Source organism: Pseudomonas sp. GW821-FHT10B02 (genome assembly GCF_059415665.1).
The window spans coordinates 284,738-299,617 of record NZ_JBWKNR010000004.1; the positions used below are offsets into that span (position 1 = coordinate 284,738).

Consider the following 14,880-nt stretch of genomic DNA (forward strand, 5'->3'; position numbering starts at 1 on the left):
CGGTTTTACAAAGGCGTTCCGATAAGGACGTAGGACGGTTGAAACTGAACGCGTAGGTTGCTACCTGCAGCCACTGCATGGGCGTTGAGCCAGGCAGGTTCAGCGAAGGTGCACAGGGTTTGCCCGTTGCTCAATGTCAGGCGCACCTCAGTCGGCCCCTGAGGCTCGTCGAGCAGTTCCTCGACCTTGGCCTGCAGGCAGTTGTAGCCCGCCAGTGGGCGCTCTTGAGGGCTGAGCAGGGTCAGCCAGCCCGCCTTGATCAAGGCCACCACGGTAGTGCCCGGAGTCAGTTCCAGGCGCTGGGTGCTATCGCGGGTAATCAGTGCGTCGATGCTCAGGTCGCCGGCCAGGGCCAGGCTGATGCGGTCGTAATGTCCTTGTGTCTCGATGGCACTGACCCGGCCGTGCAGCTGATTGCGTGCGCTGGTGCGCAGCATCAGGCGACCGAGCAGGTCGAGGTCGCTGGCGTCTTCGGCGGCTTCCAGAATCTGTGCCTGCAACGCTTGCAGGCGCTGGTACAGGCGCAGCACCCGTTGGCCTTCTTGCGACAGCTTGGCGCCACCACCGCCGCGGCCACCGACACTGCGCTCTACCAGTGGGCTGGCCGCCAGGTTATTGAGTTCGTCGATGGCATCCCACGCCGCTTTGTAACTCATGCCGGCGCTCTTGGCCGCACGGGTGATCGAGCCTTGTTCGGCAATGTGCTGCAGCAAGGCGATCCGCTGTGGGCGGCGAACAATGTGTTGGGTGAGCAGGGCTGGCAAGGACATGTGCGGGCACGAGTATGTAGGAAATATCAGTCACGAAAGTGCCCGCAGCCTGACGGCAAGTCAAGCGCTGCCAGGCTTGGCGGTGCGTGCCAGACAATAGACATCGACGCGGCGGGCGCCGGCCTTGAGCAGCAGGCTGGCCAGGGCCTGGGCGGTGGCGCCGGTGGTCAGCACATCGTCGATCAGGGCCAGGTGCCGACCTTCCAGCCGGTCGACGTTTTCCACAGCAAAAGCCTGGCGTAGATTGCGTTTGCGCTGCCGGGCGTTGAGGCCCTGCTGCGCCGGTGTGTCGACCAGGCGCCTGAGTATCCGTTCGTCGCAGGCGATACCGGTGTGCGCGGCCAGCCAGCGGGCCAGCATGGCGGCCTGGTTGTAGCCGCGCTGGCGCAAGCGGCGACGGCTCAGGGGTACCGGCAGGAGCAGCACCGGGCGCGGCAGGCCGTCGCTGAAACGATGTGTCAGCCAGCGGCCCAGCAACTGCGCCAACAGGTGCCCGAGCGGCCACTGGCTGTGATACTTGAACCGACTGATCAGCGCATCCAGCGGAAAGCCGTAGTGCCAGGGCGCCTCAACCCGGTAGAAAGCCGGGGCGCGGCGGCTGCACTGGCCGCAGGTCAAACCGTGCATCGGCAGCGGCAAGGCGCACACCTGGCAGCCATCTTCCAGCCAGGGCAGCTCGGCTTCGCAGGCGACGCAAAGCGGGTAGGGTTGGTCGGCGGTTTCATTGCACAGTAGACAGTCATGGTTATTATTTAACCACTTGTAAACCATGCTTTTGAGTTGTGGTTGACAGTGCATCGAGCTTCCTTAACTATGCGAGCTATCCGTGATGCGCTGGCGGGCAATCCTGTTCCGGCGCCAGAACAAGCCTAAACAAGGAACCGCCGATGAGCGCCAGCACAACTGCAACAACACGTCACGACTGGACCCTGGCCGAGGTCAAGGCGCTGTTCCAGCAACCGTTCAATGACTTGCTGTTCCAGGCGCAGACCGTGCACCGTGCGCACTTCGACGCCAACCGCGTTCAGGTCTCGACCCTGCTGTCGATCAAGACCGGCGCCTGCCCGGAAGATTGCAAATATTGTCCACAGTCCGGTCACTACAACACCGGGCTGGAAAAACAGAAGCTGATGGAAGTGCAGAAGGTCCTCGAAGAGGCCGCTCGCGCCAAAGCTATCGGCTCTACCCGGTTCTGCATGGGCGCGGCCTGGAAGCACCCGTCGGCCAAAGACATGCCCTACGTGCTGCAGATGGTCAAAGGGGTCAAGGCCATGGGCCTGGAAACCTGCATGACCCTGGGCAAGCTCGACCAGGAGCAGACCCAGGCGCTGGCCGAAGCCGGACTCGATTACTACAACCACAACCTCGACACCTCGCCGGAGTTCTACGGCAGCATCATCACCACCCGTACCTACAGCGAGCGCCTGCAGACCCTGTCCTACGTGCGTGACGCCGGGATGAAGATCTGTTCGGGCGGGATCCTCGGCATGGGCGAGTCGCTGGACGACCGCGCCGGCCTGCTGATCCAGCTGGCCAACCTGCCGGAGCATCCGGAGTCGGTACCGATCAACATGCTGGTGAAGGTCGCTGGTACGCCGCTGGAAAACGCCGAAGAGGTCGATCCGTTCGACTTTATCCGCATGCTCGCCGTAGCGCGGATCCTGATGCCGAAATCCCATGTGCGGCTGTCGGCCGGACGCGAGGCGATGAACGAGCAGATGCAGGCCCTGGCGTTCTTTGCCGGCGCCAACTCGATTTTCTACGGCGAGAAACTGCTGACCACCGCCAACCCGCAGGCTGACAAGGACATGCAGCTGTTCGCCCGCCTCGGCATCCAGCCTGAAGCCCGTGAAGAGCATGCCGACGAAGTCCATCAGGCGGCCATCGAGCAGGCGCTGATCGAACAGAAGAGCAGCGAGCTGTTCTACAACGCCGCCTCGGCCTGAGGCGCTCATGGCTTTTGATCTTCGTGCGCGGCTGGAACAACGCCGCGCTGCCGACCTGTACCGTCAGCGGCCATTACTGCAGAGCCCGCAAGGGCCGCAAGTGGTGGTCGATGGCCAGCCGTTGCTGGCTTTTTGCAGCAACGACTACCTGGGCCTGGCCAATCATCCCGAAGTGATCGCCGCCTGGCGCGCCGGTGCTGAACGCTGGGGCGTAGGCGGAGGCGCTTCGCACCTGGTGATCGGCCACAGCACCCCGCACCATGAAGTGGAGGAGGCGCTGGCCGAACTCACCGGCCGGCCGCGCGCGTTGCTGTTTACCACCGGCTACATGGCCAATCTCGGTGCCTTGACGGCGCTGGTGGGGCAGGGTGATACGGTGCTGCAAGACCGCCTCAATCATGCCTCGCTGCTTGATGCCGGCCTGCTCAGTGGCGCGCGCTTCAACCGTTACCTGCACAACGACGCGGGCAGCCTGGCCAGTCGTCTGGACAAGGCGGTGGGCAATACCCTGGTGGTCACTGACGGGGTGTTCAGCATGGATGGCGACATTGCCGACCTGCCGGCCCTGGCCGCCACGGCGAAAACCCGCGACGCCTGGTTGATGGTCGATGATGCCCATGGTTTCGGTACGCTGGGGCGCAACGGCGGCGGGATTGTCGAGCATTTCGGCTTGGGTACCGAGCAGGTGCCGGTACTCATCGGCACGCTGGGCAAGGCGTGCGGTACTGCCGGTGCTTTTGTCGCCGGCAGCGAGGAACTGATCGAGTGCCTGATCCAGTTCGCCCGCCCCTACATCTATACCACCAGCCAGCCACCGGCTTTGGCGTGTGCCACCTTGCGCAGCCTGCAACTGCTGCGCAGCGAGCACTGGCGCCGAGAGCATCTGGCGGCGCTGATCCAGCAGTTTCGTAGCGGCGCCGAGCAAATCGGCCTGCAGTTGATGGACAGCTTCACCCCGATTCAGCCGATCCTGATCGGCGACAGTGCGCGGGCCTTGCGTCTTTCGCAGATGCTGCGCGAACGCGGTTTGCTGGTCACTGCGATCCGTCCACCGACGGTGCCCGCTGGCAGCGCGCGCCTGCGGGTAACCTTGAGTGCGGCACACAGTGCGGCTCAGGTGCAGCTATTGTTGGATGCATTGTCCGACTGTTATCCGCTGCTGGAGCCTGCTGATGCGTAACCGACTGGTTCTTCTGCCAGGCTGGGGCCTGGGACGTTCGGCATTGCAACCATTGGTGGCGGCGTTGCGCGCCATCGACCCCGGCTTGCAGGTCGAAATTCAGGATTTGCCCAGTCTGGTGTCGAGTGATCCGCAGGACTGGCTCGACAAGCTCGACCGACAATTGCCACGCAATGCCTGGCTCGGCGGCTGGTCGTTGGGCGGCATGCTCGCCGCCGAACTGGCAGCACGGCGCGGCGATGACTGCTACGGATTGATCACCCTGGGCAGCAACCTCAGTTTCGTCAGCCGCCCGGACTGGCCGCACGCTATGCCGGCAGACACGTTCCAGACCTTCCTCGAAGGCTGCCGCTATCACACCCAGGTCACGCTTAAGCGCTTCATTTCGCTGTGCAGCCAGGGCGCTGAAGAACCGCGCAGCCTGGCCCGCTTGCTTGGTGCGGCGATGCCTGAGCCTGCCCCCGAACAACTGGTGGCCGGCCTCGAAGTGCTCGGCCAGCTCGATACCCGGGCAGCGCTGCAGGCCTATGGCGGCCCGCAGTTGCACCTGTTTGCCGGTCGTGACGGGCTGGTGCCGGCCGAAGTCGCCGGGGTGTTGCTCGAAGAATTGCCCGACGTGGAAGTCGGGCTGCTGGAAGACAGTGCTCATGGTTTTGTGATGGAAACACCTCATGAGTTGGCGGCTGCGATAAAGGCCTTTGTACATGAGAGTGGCGATGACTGATCTTTCCCAGCCGGGCCTGCCCGGCGCCTTGCCCGACAAGCGTCAGGTCGCGGCCTCGTTCTCGCGCGCTGCCGCCAGCTACGACAGCGTTGCCGAACTGCAGCGCGCGGTGGGTAGCGCCTTGCTTGAACAACTGCCCACCAGCATTGCGCCGCAACGCTGGCTGGACCTGGGCAGCGGCACCGGCTATTTCAGCCGCGCCTTGCACAAGCGCTTCCCGCAGGCCGCAGGTGTTGCCGTGGATATCGCCGAGGGCATGCTCCAGCATGCACGTGAGCAAGGCGGGGCGCACTACCATGTGGCTGGCGATGCCGAGCGTTTGCCAATGCAGGACGCCAGCGTCGAGCTGATCTTTACCAGCCTGGCGGTGCAATGGTGTGGCGATTTTCGCGCCGTGCTCAGTGAAGCTCGACGGGTCCTGCAACCGGGCGGTGTGCTGGCCTTCGCCAGCCTTTGCGCCGGCACATTGCATGAGCTGCGCGAGAGCTGGCAGGCGGTCGACGGCCTGGTGCATGTCAATCGCTTCCGCCCTCTGCAGGACTACCAGCGCCTGTGTGCCGGGAGTGAGTTGCAGGTACTGGGGCTGGAGGCTCGTCCGCATGTGCTGTATTACCCCGATGTGCGCAGCCTGACCCACGAACTCAAGGCGCTCGGCGCGCACAACCTCAACCCGGGCCGCCCTGCCGGGCTGACCGGACGGGCGCGGATGCAGGGGTTGTTGCAGGCCTATGAGCAATTTCGTCAAGCGCAAGGACTGCCAGCCACTTATCAGGTGGTCTACGGTGTACTGCAAAAGCCGCTGATAGAAGGGAAGTGAAATGAGCCCAGCCTATTTCATCGCCGGAACCGACACCGATGTCGGCAAGACCACCGTGGCTGCCGGGCTGTTGCATGCGGCGCAGCTGGCGGGCCTGAGCACGCTGGGGGCCAAACCGGTAGCCTCCGGATGCAGCGCCGGCGCCAAAGGCTTGCGCAATGACGATGCCCTGGCGCTGATTGCCCAGAGTTCGATCAAGTTGCCTTACGAGCAGATCAATCCCTTCGCTTTCGAGCCCGCCATTGCCCCGCATCTGGCGGCCCGCGAAGCCGGAGTCATTTTGAGCGTGCAGGCTTTGCTGGACCCTATGCGCGCAGTGCTGGCTCAGGACGCAGATTTCACCCTGATCGAAGGTGCCGGTGGCTGGCGCGTACCGCTGTCCGATCAAGCCAACCTGTCGGACCTGGCCATTGCCTTGAAGCTGCCGGTGATTCTGGTGGTCGGCGTGCGCCTGGGCTGCATCAACCATGCCTTGCTCAGCGCCGAAGCCATTGCCCGCGATGGGCTGCAACTGGCCGGCTGGGTCGCGAACATTGTTGACCCGCGCACCTCGCGCCTTGAAGAGAACCTGGCGAGTCTGGCCGAGCGATTGCCAGCGCCGTGCCTGGGGCGGGTACCCAAGCTCAAACAGGTAAGCGCTGAAGCAGTGGCGGACCACTTGCAACTGGATCTGCTGGACTAGCCTGCGTCTATCGTATGGCAACATGCCATTAGCGATTTCAACGGGCCTTTTGCCAGCAGGTCTGCTTCAATAGGGGCTGTTCGCCTTCAGCGTCATGGAGTTTCGACATGGAAATCTCAGGCAACTCAGCATTCTACGCCGGGCTCGGTGCGATCCAGGCCGGGCAGAACCGCGTCGATCAGGCCGCCAGCCAGATCGCCAACACCACCGTCGAGCGCGCCGCCACCAGCCAGTCCAGTGACTATCAGGCCGAGCGTTTGCGTGCGGTCGATCGCAGCCAGCAGATGGACCTGGCCACCAGCAGTGTGGAAATGGCCCTGGGCAAGCATCAGGTCGAACTCGGTGTCAAAGTGGCCAAAGCATCGGACGAAATGCTCGGCACGCTGATCGACACCTACGCCTGACCCTCCCGCCGCGCTCGCTGCGGGTCTTCAACTATTCTTTGAGTATCAGCGCCTTGGCCTTGCCGGCAGGCGCTCGGCTGCGCGTGCGTGGGTTTTTTTGCCCGCCAAACCACGCAGTCTTGCATGACCGAACTGCCCTCGGGTTGATGCTTGACAAGTTTTCGGCGTAAACGTATGTTTCAAACAACTGTTTGACCGAATGCCAACAACAACGGATCGGTCGTGGTCTCTCTATCCAGGATTCATCAGCAGAGGTTCATCGCTATGCCTGATTACAAAGCCCCCTTGCGTGATATTCGCTTCGTTCGTGACGAGCTGCTGGGTTACGAAGCGCATTATCAGAGCCTGCCGGCTTGCCAGGACGCCACTCCAGACATGGTGAATGCCATCCTCGAGGAAGGCGCCAAGTTTTGTGAACAGGTGCTGGCCCCGCTGAACCGTGTCGGTGACCTGGAAGGCTGCACCTGGAGCGAGTCGGGCGTGAAGACCCCGACCGGTTTCAAGGAAGCCTACAACCAGTTCGTCGAAGGCGGCTGGCCGAGCCTGGCCCATGACGTCGAGCACGGCGGTCAGGGTCTGCCCGAGTCGCTGGGCCTGGCGATCAGCGAAATGGTCGGTGAGTCGAACTGGTCGTGGGGCATGTACCCTGGCCTGTCGCATGGCGCGATGAACACCATCTCCGAGCACGGCACCGCCGAGCAGCAAGAGACCTACCTGACCAAGCTGGTGTCCGGCGAGTGGACCGGCACCATGTGCCTGACCGAACCTCACTGCGGTACCGACCTGGGCATGCTGCGCACCAAGGCCGAACCTCAGGCCGACGGTTCCTACAAAGTGACCGGCACCAAGATCTTCATCTCGGCCGGTGAACACGACATGGCCGGCAACATCGTCCACATCGTGCTGGCTCGCCTGCCCGATGCACCGGCGGGTACCAAAGGTATCTCGCTGTTCATCGTGCCGAAGTTCCTGCCGACCGCCGAAGGCACTGTCGGTGAGCGCAACGCCGTGTCCTGTGGCTCCATCGAACACAAGATGGGCATCCACGGCAACGCCACCTGCGTGATGAACTTCGACGCCGCAACCGGCTACCTGATCGGCCCGGCCAACAAAGGCCTGAACTGCATGTTCACCTTCATGAACACCGCTCGCCTGGGTACCGCGCTGCAAGGCCTGGCCCACGCCGAAGTGGCGTTCCAGGGTGGCCTGAAATACGCTCGCGACCGCCTGCAAATGCGCTCGCTGACTGGCCCGAAAGCGCCGGACAAAGCCGCTGACCCGATCATCGTTCACCCTGATGTACGTCGCATGCTGCTGACCATGAAAGCCTTCGCCGAAGGCAACCGCGCGATGGTGTACTTCACCGCCAAGCAGGTCGACATCGTCAAGTACAGCCAGGACGAAGAAGAGAAGAAGAAAGCCGACGCCCTGCTGGCTTTCATGACTCCGATCGCCAAGGCCTTCATGACCGAAGTCGGCTTCGAAGCGGCCAACCACGGCGTGCAGATCTATGGCGGCCACGGCTTCATCGCCGAGTGGGGCATGGAGCAGAACGTTCGCGACAGCCGTATTTCCATGCTGTACGAAGGCACCACCGGCATCCAGGCGCTGGACCTTCTCGGCCGTAAAGTGTTGATGACCCAGGGCGAAGCGCTCAAGGGCTTCACCAAGATCGTGCACAAGTTCTGCCAGAACAACGAAGGCAACGAAGCGATCAGCGAGTTCGTCGCACCGCTGGCCCAGCTGAACAAAGAGTGGGGCGAGCTGACCATGAAGGTCGGTATGGCGGCGATGAAAGACCGCGAAGAAGTTGGTGCTGCCTCGGTGGACTACCTGATGTACTCCGGTTACGCCTGCCTGGCCTACTTCTGGGCTGACATGGCGCGCCTGGCTGCCGAGAAACTGGCTGCCGGCACCAGCGAAGAAGCTTTCTACACCGCCAAGCTGCAGACCGCGCGCTTCTACTTCCAGCGCATCCTGCCGCGTACCCGCACCCACGTTGCAACCATGCTGTCGGGCGCCAACAACCTGATGGACATGAACGAAGAGCACTTCGGTCTCTCGTACTGAGTTATCTGCTGTAGCTAAAAAGCCTGCCCTTACCGGCAGGCTTTTTTGTTTGTGGTGTCCTGGTGGGGGCGGTGTTCCCCCTTCCATCGCTGTTTCCGACCAAGCGCATTCATCAATTCATGTGCACTGCCGATACCTTAAAGGCACAATGCCATTATTGATCTGCCGGGTCGGAGATTACCCTTGTTTCGTTTATCCGCTGTACGTCCGAGCCACTTCCTGCCGTCAGTCTGTTTGCTGGTGTCAGGGCTCGCCGCCGCTTATGTGAGAGACCTCAGCGTCTTCTTCACATCGCTGTTCAATGTCTTGCCTACCTTGGTGCTGTTGCTGGGCGGTGCCTACTGCACCGTGTATCGCCGTCAGCGCGAACTGTTTCTGATGGTCACGGTGTACATCGCCTATTTCCTGCTCGATACCCAGACCGATTTCTATCGCGACAATGGCCGGGTTCGGGAAGATGCGGCGGTGGTGTTCCATTTGGTCTGTCTACTGCTGCCACTGATGTTTGCCCTCTACGGCGCCTGGCAGGAGCGCACACACCTGTTCCAGGACATGGTCGCGCGTTTCGCCGTCTTGCTGGCTGTCGGCAGCGTCGCCCTGGGCCTTGAGCAAAGTTTTCCACAGGCATTGTTGGGCTGGTTGGCAGAGATTCGCTGGCCGTCGCTGCATGGTCAGTGGATGAGCTTGATCCAGCTGGCTTACCCGGTGTTCATCATCGCCTTCGTCCTGCTCGTGGTGCAGTACCTGCGTGAGCCCAGGCCTTTGCATGCCGCGCAGGTCATCGGTCTGATCGGGATTTTCTGGATGTTGCCCAAGACCTTCATCCTGCCCTTCACCCTGAACATCATGTGCAGTCAGGTGATGCTGATGATCGCTGCGGCGGTTTCCCACGAGGCCTATCAGATGGCGTTTCGTGATGAACTCACCGGCCTGCCCGGACGCCGCGCCCTCAACGAGCGCATGCAGCGCCTGGGGCGCAACTATGTGCTGGCGATGACCGACGTCGATCACTTCAAGAAATTCAACGACACCCATGGTCACGATGTCGGTGACCAGGTGCTGCGTCTGGTGGCCAGCAAGCTGTCCAAGGTGACCGGTGGCGGCCGCGCCTATCGCTACGGTGGTGAGGAGTTTGCCCTGGTGTTTGCCGGCAAGAGCATCGAGGAGTGCATGCCGCACCTGGAAGCGGTGCGCGAGGTGATCGCCAACTACAACATCCAGTTGCGCAACCAGGACAACCGCCCGCAGGACGATCAGCAGGGGCGCCAGCGCCGCGGGGCGTCTGCAGCGACCAGTGTTTCTGTGACCATCAGTATCGGCGCCAGCGAACGCCTGATCGATCACCGCTCTCCCGACGAAGTGCTCAAGTCGGCGGACCAGGCGCTCTACAGCGCCAAGGGTGCGGGGCGTAACTGCGTCATGGCCTACGGTCATCAGGCCAAACGGGGTGCAGTGCGTACGGCGTGACCGCGTATGACTATATAGTCACCAGATGACCCTATGTCTCGCAAAAGTTGTTCGGTTACACTGCTTGCATAACAGTGAAGCGGTCCTGCGGGACCGTCCCCGACTCAAGTGTGAGAGGTTGCCATGGCTGACTATAAAGCGCCCCTGCGCGATATGCGCTTCGTCCTCAATGAAGTCTTCGAAGTTGCCAAGCTCTGGGCGCAATTGCCGGGCCTGGCCGAAGCTGTCGATGAAGAGACCGCTCTGGCGGTGCTGGAGGAGGCCGGCAAGGTCACAGGCAAAAGCATCGCGCCGCTGAGCCGCAGCGGTGACGAAGAAGGCTGCCATTGGGACAATGGTGCGGTGCGCACCCCGGCCGGTTTCATCGAGGCCTACAAGACCTACGCTGAAGGTGGCTGGGTCGGCGTCGGTGGTGATCCTGCCTACGGCGGCATGGGCATGCCCAAGGTGATCTCGGCTCAGGTCGAGGAAATGGTCAACTCGTCGAGCCTGGCCTTCGGTCTGTATCCGATGCTGACCGCTGGCGCCTGTCTGTCGATCAACGCCCACGCCAGCGACGAGCTCAAGGAAAAGTACCTGCCGAACATGTACGCCGGTATCTGGGCAGGCTCCATGTGCCTGACCGAGCCGCACGCGGGAACCGACCTGGGCATCATTCGCACCAAGGCCGAGCCGCAAGCTGATGGCAGCTACAAAGTCAGCGGCACCAAGATTTTCATCACCGGCGGTGAGCACGACCTGACCGAGAACATCATCCACCTGGTGCTGGCCAAGCTGCCGGATGCGCCCGCCGGGCCGAAGGGCATTTCGCTGTTCCTGGTGCCCAAGTTCATGGTCAACGCCGATGGCAGCCTGGGTGCACGCAACCCGGCCAACTGCGGCTCGATCGAACACAAGATGGGTATCCAGGCTTCGGCCACCTGTGTGATGAACTTCGACGAAGCCGTGGGTTACCTGGTCGGTGAGCCGAACAAGGGCCTGGCGGCAATGTTCACCATGATGAACTACGAGCGTCTGGGCGTGGGAATCCAGGGCCTGGCGTCGGCGGAACGTTCCTACCAGAACGCCATCGAGTACGCCCGTGATCGTCTGCAGAGCCGTTCACCTACCGGCCCGCAAGCCAAGGACAAGGTCGCTGACCCGATCATCGTGCACCCCGACGTTCGGCGCATGCTGTTGACCATGAAGGCGTTGAACGAAGGCGGTCGTGCCTTTTCTACCTACGTCGCCATGCAGCTGGACACCGCCAAGTTCAGCGAAGAGGCAACCACCCGTAAACGCGCCGAAGACCTCGTCGCCCTGCTGACTCCGGTATCCAAGGCTTTCCTCACCGATCTCGGCCTGGAGTCTGCAGTGCATGGCCAGCAAGTGTTCGGCGGTCATGGCTATATTCGCGAGTGGGGCCAGGAGCAACTGGTGCGTGATGTACGCATCACCCAGATCTACGAAGGCACCAACGGTATCCAGGCGCTGGACCTGATGGGCCGCAAGGTCGTGGGCAGCGGCGGTGCGCTGTACAAGCTGTTCGCCGACGAGATCCGCCATTTCACCGCCACTGCCGGCAGTGAGCTGGGCGAGTTCGTCAAACCGCTGAACGCCGCCCTGGACAACCTCGACGACCTGACCGCCTGGGTTCTGGACCGGGCCAAGAACAACCCGAACGAAATCGGCGCAGCGTCGGTGGAGTACCTGCAGGTATTCGGTTACACCGCTTATGCCTACATGTGGGCACTGATGGCGCGTACCGCACTGGCCAAACAGGGTGAAGACGATTTCTACGCCAGCAAACTCGGCACCGCGCGCTTCTACTTCGCCCGTTTGCTGCCGCGAATCCACTCGCTCAGCGCTTCGGTGAAAGCTGGTAGCGAGTCGCTGTACCTGCTGGATGCGGCACAGTTTTGAGATTGGCGCGTCGTGTAAGCAATCTCTTACACGACGTGGTGACTTTTCGCCTCTATCGGAAGATTGGATCCACAGTTAATCTTCTCACATGGACGTCGCGCAGGAAGCGCAAAGTACATAACACGGACACGTAGGATTCCTGCCAGGGTGGCGGGGCGAAATGGATGTCAGGGAAACAGTCTGCAAAGCCCCGCTTCGGCGGGGTTTTCTTTTGCCCAAAGAAAAGTTTCAGCCCAGCACATCCAGCGGCGATACCCCGATCTGCCTTGGATCGGCCTCCTCTTCCAGCAGTGTGCGCAGCAGCTCGACCGACGCTTGCTGGCGCTGCGCATCGCGAAACACCAGGCCGATCTTCAGCGGCACCCGTGGTTCGCTCAGCGGCTTCCACAGCAGTTCCTGATCGTCCTCGACCACTTCCTTGGCCCGCCCCGGCAGCACGGTGGCCAGCGAGGTGTGGCCGAGGCTGTCGAGAATCCCGCCCATGTTGTTCATTTCGGCCTGCACCTGTGGCCGCCGACCGAGGTTGGCCAGTTGCGTTTGCCAGATCTGCCGCACCTGGAACTCTTCACCGAGCAGCAGCATGGGCAGCTCCGCGGCTTGCTTGAGCGAGACTTTCTTGAACTCCCGCAGCGGGTGAGTGTTGGGGATTACAAGTTGCAGTTCATCTTCGTACAGCAGCAAACCATGCAGGCCTGGCTGGCGTGGCGGCAGGTAACTGATGCCGATGTCCAGGCTGCCATTGAGCAGGCGGCGTTCGATCTCCAGGCCCGACAACTCGTAGATCTGCACCACCAGGTGCGGCTGGGCCTTGCGCACCCGGTCGAGCAGTTGTGGCACCAGGCTTGGGCGTACGGTTTGCAGGACGCCAATGGCCAGGGTCCGCAGGGATTGGCCCTTGAAGTTGCGCAAGGCCTCGCGGGCGCGTTGCAAACCGTCGAGCAGGGGCAGGGCATGGTTGTACAAGGTGTGTGCGGCGAGGGTCGGCAACAGGCGCTTGTTGCCCCGCTCGAACAGGCTGACATCCAGGCTGTGTTCGAGCTGGCGGATCTGTTGCGACAGCGCCGGTTGCGACAACGACAGGCGCTCGGCGGCCCGGCCCACATGGCCTTCTTCATAGACCGCGACGAAATAACGCAGTTGGCGAAAATCCATAAGTAATACTTATCAAAAATGCTCGAAAAACCAAATGGCCGTTAGCCGGCAATACGCCTAGTCTATCCCGTATTCACAAGGCTTGCAGGGCCACAAGGCGCGATGAACACTGTGTATCTTGATGTTGTTTACATAGGATTGGCAAAAGGGTTGAAAACATGAATCTGTTCAGTTTTCGCCGCCCGACGCCGATGGTGGCCGAGCGCAAGCCTATGCCGGTTGCCGCCGTGGCCGCTGAGGCACTGCCTCGCGATTGCCTGATGCCGGCCACTGAGCGTGCGCCGCACGTGTTCGTTCGCGGTCAGGGCTCGTGGTTGTGGGACAGCGAAGGCCACGCCTATCTCGACTTTACGCAGGGCTGCGCGGTCAACAGCCTCGGCCATAGCCCGAGCGTGCTGGTCAAGGCATTGGGCAGCCAGGCCCAGGCGTTGATCAATCCGGGCGCCGGTTTTCATAACCGTGGTTTGCTGAAATTGGTCAACCTTCTCTGCCAGAGCACCGGCAGCGACCAGGCATACCTGCTCAACAGTGGCTCCGAGGCCTGCGAAGGGGCGATCAAACTGGCGCGCAAGTGGGGCCAGCTGCATCGCAACGGCGCCTATCACATCATCACCGCCAGCCAGAGTTGCCATGGGCGTAGCCTGGGTGCGTTGTCGGCGTCCGATCCGTCGCCGTGCAACCGTTGCGAGCCGGGTCTGCCAGGTTTCAGCAAGGTGCCGTTTAACGACCTGGAGGCGCTGCACGCCGCTGTCGATTCGCGCACCGTGGCGATCATGCTCGAACCTATTCAGGGCGAAGCCGGGGTGATTCCGGCGACGGCCGCCTATCTCAAGGGCGTTGAGCGTCTGTGCCGCGAGCTGGGCATCCTGCTGATTCTCGACGAAGTGCAGACGGGTGTTGGCCGCTGCGGTGCCCTGCTTGCCGAGCAGACCTACGACGTACGCGCCGACATCATCACCCTGGGCAAGGGCCTGGGCGGCGGTGTACCACTGGCCGCATTGCTGGCCCGGGGCAGCGCCTGCTGCGCCGAAGCCGGCGAACTTGAAGGCAGTCACCATGGCAATGCGCTGATGAGCGCCGCGGGCCTGGCGGTGCTGGAAACCGTGCTGGAGCCAGGCTTCTTTGAGCACGTTCAGGAGTCCGGAAGGCACCTGCGTGATGGCCTGAGTCGTCTGGCAGGTCGTTACGGCCAGAGCGAAGTCCGGGGCCAGGGCCTGCTCTGGGCATTGCAACTAAGCGAAGACAATGCCGCCGAGCTGGTCAAGGCTGCGCTCCATGAAGGCCTGTTGCTCAATGCGCCACAGCCGGATGTGCTGCGCTTGTCGCCAGCCTTGACGGTAAGCAAGGGCAACATCGACGAAATGCTCCTGCGTCTGGCCCGGGCCTTTGCCCGAGTGCACTCGGCGCAACAGCACCAGCGGCGAGAAGCTACGGCCTGATTGCCCGCGAATCTACGAATTAACCGAACCGTCTCGCGTTCCTGCGCATCGCCCCGGGCCTGTAGTTTTTGGCCTGGGGCGTTTTTTTATCTGTGGTTTACCGGTTGAACCCTGGCACGGCGCTACAGTCAGTTCTAGTACATCACTGAAGGAAGCTGCGCCATGGATTTTATCCGCATCATCATCGCCATACTCCTGCCGCCGCTTGGCGTGTTCCTGCAGGTCGGCTTCGGCGGCGCCTTCTGGCTCAATATTCTGCTGACCTTGCTGGGGTACATTCCGGGCATCGTGCATGCGGTGTACATCATCGCCAAGCGCTGAGCGTCC

14 protein-coding genes are annotated in these 14,880 nt (G+C 62.0%); 11 read left to right on the forward strand and 3 right to left on the reverse strand.

Translation table 11 applies throughout. The features are described 5' to 3' along the window. Window positions 1–5: 5 nt before the first annotated feature. The gene (locus tag AC07OF_RS09155) at window positions 6–770 is read right to left on the reverse strand and encodes a TOBE domain-containing protein (RefSeq protein WP_157190907.1); all 765 of its coding nucleotides are present in this window, start codon (window positions 768–770) and stop codon (window positions 6–8) included. A gap of 60 nt (window positions 771–830) precedes the next feature. Next, window positions 831–1,568, reverse strand: coding sequence for a ComF family protein (locus AC07OF_RS09160; RefSeq protein ID WP_157190908.1), 738 nt, complete (start codon window positions 1,566–1,568; stop codon window positions 831–833). Between the two features lie 89 nt (window positions 1,569–1,657). On the opposite strand from AC07OF_RS09160, the gene bioB reads away from it, so the two are divergent. From bioB to AC07OF_RS09205, 9 genes are all read left to right on the forward strand, one after another. Further along, the gene (gene bioB / locus AC07OF_RS09165; RefSeq protein WP_157190909.1) at window positions 1,658–2,716 is read left to right on the forward strand and encodes a biotin synthase BioB; all 1,059 of its coding nucleotides are present in this window, start codon (window positions 1,658–1,660) and stop codon (window positions 2,714–2,716) included. Between the two features lie 7 nt (window positions 2,717–2,723). Then, on the forward strand, window positions 2,724–3,896 hold the full coding sequence (bioF, locus tag AC07OF_RS09170) for an 8-amino-7-oxononanoate synthase (RefSeq protein ID WP_157190910.1): 1,173 nt from the start codon (window positions 2,724–2,726) through the stop codon (window positions 3,894–3,896). Next, a complete protein-coding gene (locus AC07OF_RS09175; RefSeq protein WP_157190911.1) occupies window positions 3,889–4,620 on the forward strand; it encodes an alpha/beta fold hydrolase in 732 nt (243 codons plus the stop codon). The genes bioF and AC07OF_RS09175 overlap by 8 nt, the downstream gene beginning before the upstream one ends. Beyond that, window positions 4,613–5,437 (forward strand): malonyl-ACP O-methyltransferase BioC, encoded by an 825-nt coding sequence (bioC, locus tag AC07OF_RS09180; protein ID WP_157190912.1) that lies wholly within the window; start codon window positions 4,613–4,615, stop codon window positions 5,435–5,437. The genes AC07OF_RS09175 and bioC overlap by 8 nt, the downstream gene beginning before the upstream one ends. A gap of 1 nt (window position 5,438) precedes the next feature. Beyond that, the gene (gene bioD / locus AC07OF_RS09185; protein ID WP_157190913.1) at window positions 5,439–6,119 is read left to right on the forward strand and encodes a dethiobiotin synthase; all 681 of its coding nucleotides are present in this window, start codon (window positions 5,439–5,441) and stop codon (window positions 6,117–6,119) included. 107 nt (window positions 6,120–6,226) lie between these two features. Beyond that, on the forward strand, window positions 6,227–6,523 hold the full coding sequence (locus tag AC07OF_RS09190) for a hypothetical protein (protein ID WP_038605964.1): 297 nt from the start codon (window positions 6,227–6,229) through the stop codon (window positions 6,521–6,523). 264 nt (window positions 6,524–6,787) lie between these two features. Next, entirely contained in the window at window positions 6,788–8,593 is a 1,806-nt protein-coding gene (locus tag AC07OF_RS09195; RefSeq protein ID WP_038605966.1) for a phenylacyl-CoA dehydrogenase, read from the forward strand. A gap of 183 nt (window positions 8,594–8,776) precedes the next feature. Beyond that, window positions 8,777–10,060: a GGDEF domain-containing protein gene (locus AC07OF_RS09200; RefSeq protein ID WP_157190914.1), complete on the forward strand. Its 1,284-nt coding sequence runs from the start codon at window positions 8,777–8,779 to the stop codon at window positions 10,058–10,060. Window positions 10,061–10,183: 123 nt separating this feature from the next. Continuing rightward, window positions 10,184–11,962, forward strand: a complete 1,779-nt coding sequence (locus tag AC07OF_RS09205) for an acyl-CoA dehydrogenase C-terminal domain-containing protein (protein WP_157190915.1) — start codon at window positions 10,184–10,186, stop codon at window positions 11,960–11,962. A 228-nt stretch (window positions 11,963–12,190) separates the two neighbouring features. Here the strand turns inward: AC07OF_RS09205 and AC07OF_RS09210 are convergent, their stop codons facing one another. Further along, window positions 12,191–13,114: a LysR family transcriptional regulator gene (locus tag AC07OF_RS09210; protein ID WP_038605972.1), complete on the reverse strand. Its 924-nt coding sequence runs from the start codon at window positions 13,112–13,114 to the stop codon at window positions 12,191–12,193. 158 nt (window positions 13,115–13,272) lie between these two features. Here AC07OF_RS09210 and AC07OF_RS09215 point away from each other — a divergent pair, with 158 nt between their 5' ends. Next, window positions 13,273–14,553 carry an aspartate aminotransferase family protein gene (locus tag AC07OF_RS09215; protein WP_157190916.1) on the forward strand — a complete coding sequence of 427 codons (1,281 nt, stop codon included), beginning with the start codon at window positions 13,273–13,275 and terminating at the stop codon, window positions 14,551–14,553. A 162-nt stretch (window positions 14,554–14,715) separates the two neighbouring features. Then, a complete protein-coding gene (locus AC07OF_RS09220; protein ID WP_003177654.1) occupies window positions 14,716–14,874 on the forward strand; it encodes a YqaE/Pmp3 family membrane protein in 159 nt (52 codons plus the stop codon). The last annotated feature ends 6 nt before the right edge of the window (window positions 14,875–14,880 follow it).

Excerpts from the sequence above, each read along its gene's own strand:
- AC07OF_RS09155 (WP_157190907.1), bottom strand. The coding sequence starts at position 770 with ATGTCCTTGCCAGCCCTGCTCACCCAACACATTGTTCGCCGCCCACAG.
- AC07OF_RS09160 (WP_157190908.1), bottom strand. The coding sequence starts at position 1,568 with ATGCACTGTCAACCACAACTCAAAAGCATGGTTTACAAGTGGTTAAAT.
- bioB (WP_157190909.1), top strand. The coding sequence starts at position 1,658 with ATGAGCGCCAGCACAACTGCAACAACACGTCACGACTGGACCCTGGCC.
- bioF (WP_157190910.1), top strand. The coding sequence starts at position 2,724 with ATGGCTTTTGATCTTCGTGCGCGGCTGGAACAACGCCGCGCTGCCGAC.
- AC07OF_RS09175 (WP_157190911.1), top strand. The coding sequence starts at position 3,889 with ATGCGTAACCGACTGGTTCTTCTGCCAGGCTGGGGCCTGGGACGTTCG.
- bioC (WP_157190912.1), top strand. The coding sequence starts at position 4,613 with ATGACTGATCTTTCCCAGCCGGGCCTGCCCGGCGCCTTGCCCGACAAG.
- bioD (WP_157190913.1), top strand. The coding sequence starts at position 5,439 with ATGAGCCCAGCCTATTTCATCGCCGGAACCGACACCGATGTCGGCAAG.
- AC07OF_RS09190 (WP_038605964.1), top strand. The coding sequence starts at position 6,227 with ATGGAAATCTCAGGCAACTCAGCATTCTACGCCGGGCTCGGTGCGATC.
- AC07OF_RS09195 (WP_038605966.1), top strand. The coding sequence starts at position 6,788 with ATGCCTGATTACAAAGCCCCCTTGCGTGATATTCGCTTCGTTCGTGAC.
- AC07OF_RS09205 (WP_157190915.1), top strand. The coding sequence starts at position 10,184 with ATGGCTGACTATAAAGCGCCCCTGCGCGATATGCGCTTCGTCCTCAAT.
- AC07OF_RS09210 (WP_038605972.1), bottom strand. The coding sequence starts at position 13,114 with ATGGATTTTCGCCAACTGCGTTATTTCGTCGCGGTCTATGAAGAAGGC.
- AC07OF_RS09215 (WP_157190916.1), top strand. The coding sequence starts at position 13,273 with ATGAATCTGTTCAGTTTTCGCCGCCCGACGCCGATGGTGGCCGAGCGC.
- AC07OF_RS09220 (WP_003177654.1), top strand. The coding sequence starts at position 14,716 with ATGGATTTTATCCGCATCATCATCGCCATACTCCTGCCGCCGCTTGGC.